Here is a 14346-nt window from a genome sequence, read left to right as displayed (position 1 = left end):
ACTGCAGGGGGGACCCTGTGGGAGAGTAGGTCGCCGCCGAACAGTTTTTGTGGGAGGGCCCCGCACCCTTGGTGGTGCGGGGCCCTTCTGCGTTTCGGGAGATGTTCGCGTCCACCCCTGTGCACCTGAGCGGGGTGGCGGCCGGTAAGGTCAGGGGGGCATCTCATTCGTACGTTCTTCACAGGAGGCCCCCGGGTGGAGGTCCAGGAGACTCGGGTTCAGACGGACCGGGTACTCACCATCCCCAACATCCTCAGCATGGCTCGCCTCGTCGGGGTTCCGCTCTTCCTGTGGCTGATTCTCCGCCCCGTGTTCGGAGGCCCTCAGAGCGATGGCTGGGCGCTCCTCGTACTGATGCTGAGCGGTATTAGCGACTACCTCGACGGCAAGCTCGCCCGACGATGGAACCAGATCAGCAGCCTCGGCCGGCTCCTGGACCCCGCCGCGGACCGCCTGTACATCCTTTCGACGCTCCTCGGCCTGACCTGGCGGGAGATTCTCCCGCTCTGGCTCACCGCCGCACTGCTGGCCCGTGAGCTGATGCTTCTGGTGATGATGGGAATCCTCCGTCGCCACGGTTACCCGCCGCCACAGGTGAACTTCCTCGGTAAGGCAGCCACGTTCAACCTGATGTACGCCTTCCCCTTGTTGCTGCTCAGTGACGGAAGTGGTTGGCTTGCTTCACTGGCCGCGATTTTCGGATGGGCGTTCGCGGGTTGGGGTACAACGCTCTACTGGTGGGCAGGGATCCTCTACGTCGTTCAGGTCCGCCGACTCGTCAAGGCGGACACAGCAGCCGATTGAGCTCGTTGAAGCGGCGCCGCGCAGTGTGGCCGGCCCCCGCTAGGACCCGAATAGTGCCCCGACGGGCGAAGTCGGCTAGACCGTCGTCTCTTCAAGGAGGACGATTCCGACATGAAGGCCGTCGTGATGGCTGGTGGCGAAGGCACACGCCTTCGCCCCATGACCTCGAGCATGCCCAAGCCGCTTCTTCCGGTCGCCAATCGACCGATCATGGAGCACGTGCTGAGGCTGCTCAAGCGGCACGGGCTCAACGAAACCGTCGTCACGGTTCAATTCCTCGCCTCACTGGTCAAGAACTACTTCGGGGACGGCGAAGAGCTCGGCATGGAGCTCAGCTACGCCAACGAGGAGAAACCGCTCGGCACCGCCGGAAGCGTGAAGAACGCCGAGGAGGCGCTGAAAGACGACACCTTCCTCGTCATTTCCGGTGACGCGCTCACCGACTTCGACCTCACCGACCTCATCGCCTTCCACAAGGAAAAGGGCGGGCTGGTGACCGTGTGCCTGACCCGGGTTCCGAACCCGCTGGAATTCGGGATCACGATCGTGGACGAGGCCGGTCAGGTCGAGCGCTTCCTGGAGAAGCCCACATGGGGTCAGGTCTTCTCGGACACCGTCAACACGGGCATCTACGTCATGGAGCCCGAGGTCTTCGACTATGTCGAGGCCGACGTCTCCGTCGACTGGTCCGGTGACGTCTTCCCACAGCTCATGAAGGAAGGCAAGCCCATCTACGGCTACGTCGCCGAGGGCTACTGGGAGGACGTCGGCACGCACGAGAGCTACGTCAAGGCCCAGGCCGACGTCCTCGAACGCAAGGTGGACGTCGAGATCGACGGCTTCGAGATCTCACCGGGCGTCTGGGTGGCGGAGGGCGCCGAGGTGCACCCCGATGCGGTGCTCCGAGGCCCCCTCTACATCGGGGACTACGCGAAGATCGAAGCCGGAGCGGAAATCCGCGAGCACACGGTCATCGGGTCCAATGTCGTCGTCAAGACCGGTGCCTTCCTGCACAAGGCCGTGGTGCACGACAACGTCTACATCGGCCAGCACAGCAATCTGCGCGGATGCGTGGTCGGCAAGAACACCGATGTGATGCGGGCGGCCCGGGTCGAGGACGGTGCGGTCATCGGCGACGAGTGCCTGGTCGGTGAGGAATCGATCATTCAGGGCAACGTCCGCGTCTATCCGTTCAAGACCATCGAGGCAGGAGCCTTCGTCAACACCTCGGTGATCTGGGAGTCCCGCGGACAGGCCCACCTCTTCGGAGCCCGGGGCGTTTCGGGGATCCTGAACGTCGAGATCACTCCGGAACTGGCGGTCCGGCTGGCCGGCGCCTACGCCACCACCCTCAAGAAGGGGGCGACGGTGACCACGGCGCGCGACCACTCGCGCGGTGCCCGGGCGCTGAAGCGAGCGGTGATCTCGGCGCTCCAGGCCAGTGCCATCGACGTACGGGACCTGGAGAACGTGCCCATGCCCGTGGCCCGCCAGCAGACCGCGCGGGGCAGCGCCGGCGGGATCATGATCCGTACGTCCCCCGGTGTGCCCGACTCGGTCGACATCATGTTCTTCGACGAGCGGGGCGCCGACCTGTCCCAGGCACGGCAGCGGAAACTGGACCGGGTCTACGCCCGCCAGGAGTACCGCCGCGCCTTCCCCGGCGAGATCGGCGACCTGCACTTCCCGTCCAGCGTCTTCGACTCGTACACCGGATCGCTGCTGCGGAACGTGGACACCACGGGGATCGGCGACGCGGGCCTGAAGGTCGTCGTCGACGCGTCCAACGGCAGCGCCGGGCTCGTGCTGCCCAGTCTGCTGGGCCGGCTCGGCGTGGACGCGCTGACCATCAACCCGGGGCTCGACGAATCCCGGCCCACCGAGTCCGCCGACACCAGACGGGCCGGTCTGGTGCGGCTGGGCGAGATCGTCTCCTCTGCGGGCGCCGCGTTCGGCGTGAGGTTCGACCCCGTCGGCGAACGGCTCTCCCTCGTCGACGAGAAGGGCAGGATCGTCGAGGACGACCGGGCACTCCTGGTCATGCTCGACCTCGTGGCGGCCGAGCGGCGCAGCGGACGGGTGGCGCTGCCGGTGACCACCACACGGGTCGCGGAACAGGTCGCGGCGTACCACGGCACCCAGGTCGAGTGGACGACGACATCGCCCGACGACCTGACGCGCGTGGGACGTGAGGAAGGCACCATCTTCGGAGGAGACGGGCGCGGCGGCTTCATCGTTCCCGAATTCAGCAGCGTCTTCGACGGATCCGCGGCCTTCGTGAGACTCCTCGGGCTCGTCGCCAGGACCCAGCTCACCCTCAGCCAGATCGACGCCCGGATCCCGCGCGCCCACGTCCTGCGCCGCGACCTCGCCACGCCCTGGGCGGTCAAGGGCATGGTCATGCGGCGGGTCGTCGAGGCCGCCGGAGACCGCGGCGTCGATACGACGGACGGCGTGCGGGTGGTCGAGGCCGACGGGCGATGGGTGATGGTGCTGCCCGACCCGGCCGAGGCCGTCACCCACCTGTGGGCCGAGGGGCCCGACGACGCGTCCGCGCGCTCTCTGCTGGACGAATGGGCCACCGTCGTGGACAGCGCGGGTCACTGACGGACCGCCGGTGTGCCCGGGGGTCTCCGGACGCCCCGGGCACACTGGTGGGCCCATTCGGCGGTAGCGGCGGAGCCGTGCGACGATGTGCGGCATGTCGCAGCAGACCCCCGATCGGAGTATCCCCACGCGCCCCGACGCGTCCATGTCGCTGCTGACCAACGTGATGGACCACAGCCTGGACGACGGATACGCCGAGGCATCCGCGCGTCGCAAGGCCGACGGCAGCGCGGACAGGCCTCGCAGGCTCAGGTCGAAGCTCGGGCTCGCCGCCTGCCTGGTGCTCGCCGCCCTCGTCGTCACGCTCGGCGCCGCGCAGGCGCGCGTCTCGGCACCGGTCCTGGCCAAGGAACGCGAAGAGCTCATCGACCGCATCGACGACGAGACGGCCGCGGCCGACACGCTCGCGTCCCAGGTCGACAAGCTCCGGGACGACGTGGGCAGACGCCAGCGCAAGGCGCTGGAGAAGCACGGCGGGGACCAGGGGGAGCTGGTGGCGCTGCTCGCCGGGGCCACCCCGGTACAGGGGCCCGGGGTGAAGCTCGTGGTCGACGACGCCAAGAACACCGACCAGGGAGGCGGCGGCCCCAGGGAGAGCAGCAGCTTCTCCGACACCGGACGGGTCCGCGACCGGGACCTCCAGCGGGTCGTCAATGGCCTGTGGCAGTCCGGAGCCGAGGCGATCGCGATCAACGGGCAGCGGCTGACGGCCCTCTCGGCCATCCGCGCCGCGGGCGACGCCATACTGGTCGACAACAGACCGCTCGTGCCGCCGTACACGGTGCTGGCGGTGGGGGACGGGAAGCCGCTCGGCAGTGCGTTCCGGGACAGCGACGACGGCCGGTACCTGCAGGCGCTCAAGGACACCTTCGACATCCGGACCAGCATGTCCGTACAGGAGAAGGTGAGCCTCCCGGTCGCCCCGAGCCTGATCGTACGAACAGCACAGCCTTACCGGGCCGCGGACACCGGCGGTGGCGCGGCACAGACAGAGAAGGGCACATCGTGATCGCCGTACTGGGCCTCGTCTTGGGAGTCGTGGTCGGACTGTTGGTCCGGCCCGAGGTGCCGGCGGTGGTCGAGCCCTACCTTCCCATCGCCGTGGTCGCCGCGCTCGACGCCGTCTTCGGCGGGCTGCGCGCCATGCTGGACGGCATCTTCGTCGACAAGGTGTTCGTCGTCTCGTTCCTGTCGAACGTCGTCGTGGCCGCGCTCATCGTCTTCCTGGGCGACAAGCTCGGCGTCGGAGCCCAGCTCTCCACCGGTGTGGTGGTCGTGCTCGGTATCCGGATCTTCTCCAACGCCGCGGCCATCCGCCGGCACGTCTTCCGGGCCTGACGCCGATGAGTGACGCAGAACTCCCCGACCCCAGCGAACCGGCCGCCGAGCGGTCGGCCGACACCCCCGCGGAACTCACGGGACGCCAGCGGCTCATCGCCGGACTATGGCCGCCGCGGGTGACACGCGCCCAACTCGTCGTCGCCCTGCTGCTGTTCGTGCTCGGCCTGGGGCTGGCCATCCAGGTACGCTCCACCAGCGACAACAGCGCGCTGCGCGGTGCCCGCCAGGAGGACCTCGTCCGGATCCTCGACGAGCTGGACGACCGCACACAGCGACTGGAGGACGAGAAGCAGCGCCTCGAAGCCCAGCGCACGGAGCTGGAGAACAGCTCCGACCAGGCCGAGGAGGCGCGCAGACAGACCGTCGAGAAGGAGCGGCAACTCGGCGTCCTCGCGGGTACCGTGGCGGCACACGGGCCCGGGATAACGCTCACCGTTGACGACCCCGGCAACGGGGTCAAGGCGGACATGCTGCTCGACGCGCTCCAGGAGCTGCGCGCGGCGGGCGCCGAGGCGATCGAGGTCAACGGGGTGAGAGTGGTGGCCAACACGTACTTCTCCGGTGATGGCGGCAATGTGAGGGTCGACGGCCGTAAGATCACCGCACCGTACGTGTTCGAGGTCATCGGGAAGCCCCAGGACCTGGAGACCGCGCTCAACATCCCCGGCGGTGTGGTGCAGACACTGGAGAAGGAGCAGGCCACCGTGCATGTGGAACAGGTCGACGACATCGTCGTGGACGTCTTGCGACCGGCGCAGCGGCCTGACTACGCTCGGTCGTCATCCCCGTGAGGCCGCGGTACGGAAGGGTTGAGGAACACGGGCGCGAGGTTGCGGGGGGTCGCCGCATCGTCAGGGTGATGCGTGATGGAAACTGTCGAGTGGACACGGACGTTGTGAAGTTGTCCGGGTCGGCAGGTGTGTTCGTTCAGGGTTCGTCCTGCCCCACGGGCGGGTCTATTTCGGTCAAGGGGAATCGCCCGTGAAGTTGTTTGGGAAGTTGTTCGGCAAGAGCGCTCGCGACGAGGCTGCCCGTCATCGCGCACCGCGCCACGGCCAGGCGGACGAGGCGGGCTCGCAGCGCCCGCTGTTCCGCGACGAGATGTCCGGTCCGGGCGGCGGCGAGGGTGTTTCCGGCGCGTCGTCCGTTGACCCCGCCGGTGCCGCCCGCATAGGTTTCGGAGACCCGTCGACCTCAGGTGCGGGTGGAGGGTTCGGCCCGGGGCAGGAGGGTTCGTCCATGCCGGTCTGTTCGCGCTGCGGACACCGCAACACCGAGCACAGCCGTTTCTGCTCCAACTGCGGTACGCCGCTGAGGGGCGGGATCCCGGAGCGCGCTTCGGAGACCACCTCGACGATCTCGATCTCCGGCCTGGAGGCGTACGACTCGGAGGCCACCGGCCAGACGCCTCTGCCGTCCCTCTCGCCCGAGGCCCAGGCGGCGGTCGAGGCCCTTCCGGTCGGCTCGGCGCTCCTGGTGGTGCGGCGCGGCCCGAACTCCGGAAGCCGCTTCCTGCTGGACGGCGAGCTGACCACGGCCGGCCGCCATCCGCAGAGCGACATCTTCCTCGACGACGTGACCGTGTCGCGTCGGCACGTGGAGTTCCGCCGGAACCCGGACGGCAGCTTCACGGTCGGTGACGTGGGTAGCCTCAACGGCACCTACGTCAACCGCGAGCCCATCGACTCCGTCGCCCTGTCCAGCGGCGACGAAGTGCAGATCGGCAAGTACCGGCTGGTCTTCTACCCGAGCCAGCGGGGCGTCTGACCCGTCAGGGAAGGTCCATGCAGAGAACACCGACGGGCGGTGCCGGTCACGGCACCGCCGCGGCCGGAGACCGTCCGATGAGCATCGGCACGGTGCTCCTGCAGCTGCGGGACGAGTTCCCCGAGGTCACGATCTCCAAGATCCGCTTCCTGGAGGCCGAGGGACTCGTCGAACCGCAGCGGACCCCCTCCGGGTACCGCAAGTTCCGCGCGGCCGATGTGGAGCGCCTGGCCCAGGTGCTCCGCATGCAGCGGGACCACTACCTCCCGCTGAAGGTCATCCGCGAGCATCTGGACGCGCTCGCCCGCGGCGAACAGCCCGCGCTGCCCTCCGGCGGCGGTCTGGGGGATCTGACCGACGGCGGCCCGGGCACCCAGCCCTGGCGGGCGACGGCACCCCGGATCGGCCGTGCGGAGCTGCTCACCGCCGCCGAGGTCACCGAGGGCGACCTGGACGAGTGGGAGTCGTACGGGCTGGTCACCCCCACCGCCGAGGGCGGCTACGATGCCGAGATGGTGACCGTGGCCAAGCTCGTGGCGGATCTCGGGCGGTTCGGCCTGGAACCGCGTCACCTGCGTGCCATGAAGGCGGCGGCGGACCGTGAGGCCGGACTGATCGAGCAGGTCGTCGCACCTCTGCGCCGCCACCGGAACCCGCAGACCAGAGCACATGCGGAGGCCACCGCGAGAGAACTCGCGGAGCTCTCCGTGCGGCTTCATTCCGCCCTGGTGCAGACCGCTCTGAGGGTCCGCCTCCACTGATCACATTCCGCCCCGACTACCCAAACCTGCCGAGCACGTCCTAGGGTTGCTGTGTGAACGAGCTCGACGTTGTGGGTGTCCGGGTGGAGATGCCCTCCAACCAACCGATCGTGCTCCTGCGTGAAGTGGGAGGCGACCGGTTCCTCCCCATCTGGATCGGTCCTGGTGAGGCGACCGCGATCGCGTTCGCCCAGCAAGGCATGGCTCCGGCCAGGCCCCTGACACACGACCTCTTCAAGGATGTGCTCCAGGCCGTCGGCCAGGAGCTGACCGAGGTCCGCATCACGGACCTGCGGGAGGGGGTCTTCTACGCGGAGCTGGTCTTCGCCAGCGGGGTCGAGGTGAGCGCACGCCCCTCCGACGCCATAGCCCTCGCACTGCGGACCGGAACGCCGATCTACGGCAGCGACGGTGTGCTCGACGACGCGGGCATCGCCATTCCGGACGAGCAGGAGGACGAGGTGGAGAAGTTCCGCGAATTCCTCGACCAGATCTCGCCGGAGGACTTCGGCACCAGCAGTCAGTAACCGTCCGCGGGGCCGCCGTCAGCGCATCCGACAAGCCATTCCCGCTCGCACGGCATCGGAAACCACCCTCGGGGTGATTATCACTCGGCGTGCCGAGTGTGGCGATCGTTGACGCACCCCGAGTGACTGCCTACCTTCGAGGTGGCAGGTCAAGGACGGAGGTCGGCGTGAGAAGCAGCGGCGACGGTACGGCAGCTGGCGGGCCGTATCCGCAGCAGGGGAGTACGGCCGGCCGCACCATCAGGCAATCGGTGAAACCGGCTGCTGTGGCGGGGGGCGGAGTGACATCGGCCGACGACATCGGCTATCGGGGACCGACGGCCTGCGCGGCCGCGGGCATCACCTACCGGCAGCTCGACTACTGGGCGCGCACGGGCCTGGTCGAGCCGAGCGTGCGCCCCGCGTACGGCTCGGGCACACAGCGGCTCTACAGCTTCCGGGACGTCGTCCTGCTGAAGATCGTCAAGCGTTTCCTGGACACGGGCGTCGCCCTGCAGAACATCCGCACCACGGTGCAGCACCTGCGGGCCCGGGGATTCCAGGACCTCGAGCGGATGACGCTGATGAGCGACGGGGCCACGGTCTACGAGTGCTCCTCGCCCGACCAGGTCGTCGACCTGCTCCAGGGCGGCCAGGGCGTCTTCGGTATCGCCGTGGGCGTAGTGTGGCACGACGTCGACGCCGCCCTGTCGCAGCTGCACGGTGAGCGGGTGGACACCGGTGAGACCCTCATCCGGCACAACCCCGCGGACGAACTGGCACGGCGGCGCAACCGCGCCGGATGACCCGGCCGGGGACCGGCGCGCGGCGATTGTCAGTGCCGTAGGGCAGCATCGGTAGATGTGAGAGCCGCGCCCACCATCCTGCATCTCGACATGGATGCCTTCTACGCCTCCGCGGAGCAGGCGGCGAAGCCCAGTCTGCGGGGAAAGCCGGTCGTGGTGGGCGGTCTGGGGCCGCGCGGGGTCGTCGCCACGGCGTCGTACGAGGCCCGCCGGTTCGGCGTGCATTCGGCCATGCCGATGGGGCAGGCGCGGCGTCTGGCGCCCAACGCGGCCTATCTGGTGCCCCGCTTCCATCTGTACCGGACGGTCAGCGACCAGGTGATGGAGCTGCTGGGGCGGCTGTCCCCGCTGGTGGAGCCGCTCAGCCTGGATGAGGCGTTCGTCGACCTGGAAGCCGGCGGGGCGGCGGATGACACGGCCTCCGCACTGGCGATCGGGAAGGAACTGCGCGTGGTCATCGAGGCCGTCACCGGGCTCACCGGCTCGGTCGGCCTCGCCGGTTCCAAGATGCTCGCCAAGATCGCCTCGGAACAGGCGAAGCCGAACGGGCTGCGGCTCATCGAACCGGGGACGGAACGGGAACTGCTCGCGCCCATGCCCGTGCGGATCCTCCCCGGCGTCGGGCCCGCCACGGCCGACCACCTGCGCCGTGCCGGGATGATGACGGTCGACGACCTGGTCGAAGCGGGGGAGGCGGAGCTCGTACGGCTGCTCGGCAGGGCACACGGCGGCTCACTGCACCGCATGGCCCTCGGCCACGACGACCGGCCCGTGGTCGCCGAACGCGACGCGAAGTCGGTGTCGGTCGAGGACACCTTCGACGCCGACCTGCACGACCGGGTGCGGGTCAGGACGGAGGTGGAGCGGCTGGCCGACCGGTGCGTCCGGCGGCTGCGGGAGGCGGGGAGATCCGGGCGCACGGTGGTGCTGAAGGTGCGCCGCTACGACTTCTCCACGCTCACGCGGTCGGAGACGCTGCGCGGGCCCACGGACGACCCAGCGGTGGTCCGGGAGGCCGCCACACGGCTCCTGGAGGCCGTCGACACCACCGGAGGCGTACGGCTCCTGGGTGTCGGCGTCTCGGGCCTCGCCGACTACACCCAGGAGGATCTGTTCGCCCAGGCCGCCGTTGAGCGGGCCGCCGCCGAGGACACGGCCGAGAAGGGCGCGGAGGAGGGCGACGAGCCGGACGGGGCGGCCGCCGACCCGCACGGCGAGGCGCCGCAGCCCACCGAAGGGCTCGCGGCCCGGGACTGGCCCGCGGGCCGCGACGTCCACCACGACACCTACGGCCACGGCTGGGTGCAGGGCAGCGGGCTCGGCCGGGTGACGGTCCGGTTCGAGGAACCCTGGTCGGCGCCCGGCCGGGTGCGCACGTTCCGGACCGACGACCAGCGGCTTCGGCCCGCCGAGCCGAAGCCGCTGGTGCGCGATCCGGTGGACTACTCCTCCTGGCCGGCCAGCCTGCCGAAGTCCCTGTCCGGGGCGGTCTGCCCGGGCGAGGAGTCGAGGCCGTAGTGCCGGTACAGCTGAAGCTCCTGCTCCGGCGAGAGATGACGGCCGACACCGAAGTCGGGCGCTTCCTTGATCAGGGCGCGGTCGAAGGGGACGCGCAGGGTGTCGTCCACGAATTCGCTGGGTTCCAACGGGACGAAAGCGTCCCGGCTGAAGAGTCCGGTACGTACGGCCGCCCACTCGGGCACGCCGGTCGCGTCGTCGAGGTACACCTCGTCCACGGTTCCGATCTTGGTGCCCTTGCGGTCGAACGCCTTGCGGCCGATCAGGCTGCGCGGATCGATGTCGGTCTGCACGATCCCTCCCACAGGTCGCGACTACTCCACAAGCACTGACTACTCCACAAGCACTACAGAAGGGCACAATCGGGGGGTTGGCCACTCGAGAATTCCGTCACGGGCCCCGCTGGTAGGCTGGTGACGGCCGCTGACCCCGTGCGGGAGAGCCTCCGGAACCGTCCGTAGGCGCCGAAGGAGCAAATCCTCCCCGGAATCTCTCAGGCCCCCGTACCGCGCGGACGAGGTCACTCTGGAAAGCAGGGCGGGTCCCGTGCGGCCGAGTGCCGGTACGGTTCCCGTCCTCACCGACGGTGAAAGCCGGTACGCCGTAGGCGTGCCGGTGAAGCTCTCAGGTCGAGATGACAGAGGGGGAGGCCGTTCGGGCACCCGCGCCGCGGTGCCCCTCGCAGGTCCTGACAGACCAGGAGGCCTCCACCATGACCCCCCGTCGCACTCCGCTCGCCGAGCTGGAGCAGGGCATTCCGTTCGAACAGCGCCACATCGGTCCCGATGCCGAGGCGCAGTCGAAGATGCTCGCCCAGGTCGGTTACGGATCGCTGGACGAGCTGACCGCCGCCGCGGTGCCCGACGTGATCAAGAGCGCCGAGGCACTCGGGCTGCCAGGTGCCCGCACCGAGGCCGAGGTCCTCGCCGAGCTCCGTTCCCTGGCCGACCGCAACCAGATCCTGGCCCCGATGATCGGGCTCGGCTACTACGGCACCTTCACCCCGCCGGTGATCCTCCGCAACGTCATGGAGAACCCCGCGTGGTACACGGCCTACACGCCGTACCAGCCGGAGATCTCGCAGGGCCGGCTGGAGGCGCTGCTCAACTTCCAGACGATGGTCGCCGACCTCACCGGTCTGCCCACCTCCGGCGCCTCCCTGCTCGACGAGGGCACCGCGGCTGCCGAGGCCATGGCGCTCTCGCGGCGGATCGGCAAGGTCAAGGACGGCGTCTTCCTGGTCGACGCCGACGCCCTGCCGCAGACGATCGCCGTCATCGAGACACGCGCCGAACCGACCGGCGTCGAGGTCGTCGTCGCCGACCTCACCGACGGCATCCCTGCCGAGATCGCCGAGCGCGGTGTCTTCGGCGTGCTGGTGCAGTACCCCGGTGCGTCCGGCGCGGTCCGCGACCCGCGTGCCCTCATCGAGCAGGCCCATGAGCTCGGCGCGATCGTCACCGTCGCCGCCGATCTGCTCGCCCTCACCCTGCTCACCTCGCCGGGCGGCCTGGGCGCCGACATCGCCGTCGGCACCACTCAGCGCTTCGGCGTCCCCATGGGCTTCGGCGGGCCGCACGCCGGCTACATGGCCGTGCGCGAGAAGTTCGCCCGCAACCTGCCCGGACGCCTGGTCGGCGTCTCCGTCGACGCGGACGGCGACAAGGCGTACCGGCTGGCCCTGCAGACCCGTGAGCAGCACATCCGCCGGGAGAAGGCCACCAGCAACATCTGCACCGCCCAGGTGCTGCTCGCCGTCATGGCCGGGATGTACGCCGTCTACCACGGCCCCGACGGGCTGCGCCTGATCGCCCGGCGCACCCACCGCTACGCCGCGGTCCTCGCCGCCGGTCTGCGGGCCTCCGGCGCCGACGTGGTCACCGACGGTTTCTTCGACACCGTCACCGTGCGTGTCCCGGGGAAGGCCGCCGATGTCGTGGCCGGGGCCCGCGAGCGCGGGGTCAACCTGCGTCTCGTCGACGCCGACCTGGTCTCCGTCGCCTGCGACGAGACCACCACGCGTACGCAGATCGCCACCGTCTGGGCCGCCTTCGGCGCCGAGGGCGACATCGACGCGCTGGACTCCGGGGCCGCCGACGCGCTCCCCGAGGACCTGCTGCGCACCGACGCGTTCCTCACCCACCCGGTCTTCCACCAGCACCGTTCCGAGACGGCCATGCTGCGCTACCTGCGCAGGCTCGCCGACCGGGACTACGCTCTGGACCGCGGCATGATCCCGCTCGGCTCCTGCACCATGAAGCTGAACGCGACGACCGAGATGGAGCCGGTCACCTGGCCCGAGTTCGGCGGGCTGCACCCCTTCGCCCCGGCTGAGCAGGCGCAGGGCTTCCTCTCCCTCATCCATGAGCTGGAGGAGCGCCTGGCCGAGGTCACCGGGTACGACACGGTGTCGCTCCAGCCGAACGCCGGCTCGCAGGGCGAGTTCGCGGGTCTGCTGGCCGTCCGCGCCTACCACCGGGCCAACGGCGACGAGCAGCGGACCGTCTGCCTCATCCCGTCCTCCGCGCACGGGACCAACGCCGCCAGTGCGGTGATGGCCGGCATGAAGGTCGTCGTGGTGAAGACCGCCGAGAACGGCGAGATCGACGTCGAGGACCTGCGGGCCAAGATCGAGAAGCACCGTGACGAGCTCGCCGTGCTCATGATCACCTACCCGTCGACGCACGGCGTGTTCGAGGAGCACGTCGCGGACATCTGCGCCGAGGTGCACGACGCCGGCGGCCAGGTGTACGTCGACGGCGCCAACCTCAACGCCCTGGTCGGCCTGGCGAGGCCGGGCCGGTTCGGCGGCGACGTGTCGCACCTGAACCTGCACAAGACCTTCTGCATCCCGCACGGTGGCGGCGGCCCCGGCGTCGGCCCGGTCGCCGTCGGGGCACACCTTGCGCCGTACCTGCCCAACCACCCGCTGCAGCCCGCCGCGGGCCCCGAGACCGGGGTCGGCCCGGTCTCGGCCGCCCCGTGGGGCTCGGCCGGCATCCTGCCCATCTCCTGGGCGTACGTCCGCCTGATGGGCGGCGAGGGGCTGAAGCGCGCGACGCAGACCGCCGTGCTCGCGGCCAACTACATCGCCAAGCGGCTGGAGCCGCACTTCCCGATCCTGTACAGCGGCCCGGCGGGGCTGGTCGCGCACGAGTGCATCGTGGACCTCCGGCCGATCTCCAAGGCCACCGGCGTCAGCGTCGACGACGTCGCCAAGCGGCTGATCGACTACGGCTTCCACGCGCCGACCATGTCGTTCCCGGTGGCCGGGACGCTGATGATCGAGCCGACCGAGAGCGAGGACCTCGCGGAGCTCGACCGCTTCTGCGACACGATGATCGCCATCCGCGGCGAGATCGAGAAGGTCGCCTCGGGGGAGTGGAGCGCGGACGACAACCCGCTGCGCAACGCGCCGCACACGGCGGCGATGCTGGGCGGGGAGTGGGAGCACGCCTACAGCCGTGAGGAGGCCGTCTTCCCGGCCGGCGTCCGTGCCGCCGACAAGTACTGGCCGCCGGTGCGCCGGCTCGACGGTGCCTTCGGTGACCGCAACCTCGTCTGCTCCTGCCCGCCGCTCGACGAGTACGACAACTGACGCGCGAACGTTTGTGCAGGACGCGGAACGACGCGGACGCGCGTCGGGGCCGGTGCGGAGACATCTCCGGGCCGGCCCCCGTTCGTGTCGGGCCGCGGTCAGGCGGCCGGCATCACCCGGTCGGTCGCCAGAGACCGATGGGGGGCGATGATCTGCCCGTCCGGGAGCAGCTCGCCGGTGTCCTCGAAGAGGAGGACGCCGTTGCACAGCAGGCTCCAGCCCTGTTCCGGGTGGTGCGCCACGAGTCGGGCGGCTTCCCGGCCGGCTGCGTCGGCGGTGGGGCAGGGTGGCTGGTGCTGGCACATGGATGGGTTCTTTCGCTGAGTCATGGCTGATGTCCCGCGGCTCGACGGGGTGTTCACGGCCGCTCCCCCGTATCGACAGGTCTGGTCCCAGTGTTGCCCCATGGGCGTCGTTCCGCAGGGATTTCGCGGCAGCACTTCCCGTTACCCGGATGGCGTGTCACCCGGCCGGACGGCTCACCGCAATCGCACTGCCCTTTCGGGTGGTTCGGGGTGGCCGGAACGGGCTAGTGCCGTATCAGGCAACGTTCGCCCCGTCGCGACGTCCGGCACGCCCTCTCGCCGCACCGGCCGAAAACCCGAGTACGTCCAGTACGAGGGTTTCCGGCCGGCACA

Annotated in this window: 13 protein-coding genes and 1 riboswitch; of the genes, 11 read left to right on the top strand and 2 right to left on the bottom strand. The window is 69.8% G+C overall.

The features are described 5' to 3' along the window. The first annotated feature begins 195 nt into the window (after positions 1-195). From ACIHCL_RS21405 to ACIHCL_RS21360, 10 genes are all read left to right on the top strand, one after another. Positions 196-804: a CDP-alcohol phosphatidyltransferase family protein gene (locus ACIHCL_RS21405; RefSeq protein WP_399863965.1), complete on the top strand. Its 609-nt coding sequence runs from the start codon at positions 196-198 to the stop codon at positions 802-804. Positions 805-915: 111 nt separating this feature from the next. Continuing rightward, complete coding sequence (locus ACIHCL_RS21400) at positions 916-3411, top strand: sugar phosphate nucleotidyltransferase (RefSeq protein WP_399863964.1); 2496 nt, start codon at positions 916-918, stop codon at positions 3409-3411. Between the two features lie 145 nt (positions 3412-3556). Next, complete coding sequence (locus ACIHCL_RS21395; RefSeq protein ID WP_399863974.1) at positions 3557-4420, top strand: DUF881 domain-containing protein; 864 nt, start codon at positions 3557-3559, stop codon at positions 4418-4420. After that, positions 4417-4749 carry a small basic family protein gene (locus tag ACIHCL_RS21390; RefSeq protein ID WP_073782734.1) on the top strand — a complete coding sequence of 111 codons (333 nt, stop codon included), beginning with the start codon at positions 4417-4419 and terminating at the stop codon, positions 4747-4749. The genes ACIHCL_RS21395 and ACIHCL_RS21390 overlap by 4 nt, the downstream gene beginning before the upstream one ends. A gap of 5 nt (positions 4750-4754) precedes the next feature. Continuing rightward, positions 4755-5543, top strand: coding sequence for a DUF881 domain-containing protein (locus tag ACIHCL_RS21385; protein ID WP_399863963.1), 789 nt, complete (start codon positions 4755-4757; stop codon positions 5541-5543). Positions 5544-5733: 190 nt separating this feature from the next. Then, positions 5734-6519 carry an FHA domain-containing protein gene (locus tag ACIHCL_RS21380; RefSeq protein ID WP_399863961.1) on the top strand — a complete coding sequence of 262 codons (786 nt, stop codon included), beginning with the start codon at positions 5734-5736 and terminating at the stop codon, positions 6517-6519. Positions 6520-6536: 17 nt separating this feature from the next. After that, on the top strand, positions 6537-7280 hold the full coding sequence (locus tag ACIHCL_RS21375) for a MerR family transcriptional regulator (protein ID WP_399863960.1): 744 nt from the start codon (positions 6537-6539) through the stop codon (positions 7278-7280). 53 nt (positions 7281-7333) lie between these two features. Continuing rightward, the gene (locus ACIHCL_RS21370) at positions 7334-7807 is read left to right on the top strand and encodes a bifunctional nuclease family protein (RefSeq protein ID WP_335941063.1); all 474 of its coding nucleotides are present in this window, start codon (positions 7334-7336) and stop codon (positions 7805-7807) included. 167 nt (positions 7808-7974) lie between these two features. Further along, the gene (locus ACIHCL_RS21365; protein ID WP_399863959.1) at positions 7975-8592 is read left to right on the top strand and encodes a MerR family transcriptional regulator; all 618 of its coding nucleotides are present in this window, start codon (positions 7975-7977) and stop codon (positions 8590-8592) included. A 57-nt stretch (positions 8593-8649) separates the two neighbouring features. Beyond that, positions 8650-10110 (top strand): DNA polymerase IV, encoded by a 1461-nt coding sequence (locus ACIHCL_RS21360; protein WP_399863958.1) that lies wholly within the window; start codon positions 8650-8652, stop codon positions 10108-10110. Here the strand turns inward: ACIHCL_RS21360 and ACIHCL_RS21355 are convergent. Further along, the gene (locus ACIHCL_RS21355) at positions 10035-10403 is read right to left on the bottom strand and encodes a PRC-barrel domain-containing protein (RefSeq protein ID WP_399863957.1); all 369 of its coding nucleotides are present in this window, start codon (positions 10401-10403) and stop codon (positions 10035-10037) included. The two genes, ACIHCL_RS21360 and ACIHCL_RS21355, sit on opposite strands and share 76 nt — an antisense overlap. A gap of 131 nt (positions 10404-10534) precedes the next feature. Beyond that, positions 10535-10629, top strand: a riboswitch (glycine riboswitch). Positions 10630-10822: 193 nt separating this feature from the next. On the opposite strand from ACIHCL_RS21355, the gene gcvP reads away from it, so the two are divergent. After that, entirely contained in the window at positions 10823-13708 is a 2886-nt protein-coding gene (gcvP, locus tag ACIHCL_RS21350; protein ID WP_399863956.1) for an aminomethyl-transferring glycine dehydrogenase, read from the top strand. Between the two features lie 98 nt (positions 13709-13806). On the opposite strand, the gene ACIHCL_RS21345 is transcribed toward gcvP, so the two are convergent. Further along, positions 13807-14013: a DUF5999 family protein gene (locus ACIHCL_RS21345; protein ID WP_399863955.1), complete on the bottom strand. Its 207-nt coding sequence runs from the start codon at positions 14011-14013 to the stop codon at positions 13807-13809. Positions 14014-14346 lie beyond the last annotated feature (333 nt).

This window comes from Streptomyces sp. NPDC052042 (assembly GCF_044548345.1).
GTDB lineage: Bacteria > Actinomycetota > Actinomycetes > Streptomycetales > Streptomycetaceae > Streptomyces.
The sequence above is the reverse complement of the archived record's forward strand: the minus strand, read 5'-3'. Positions and strand labels throughout refer to the sequence as shown.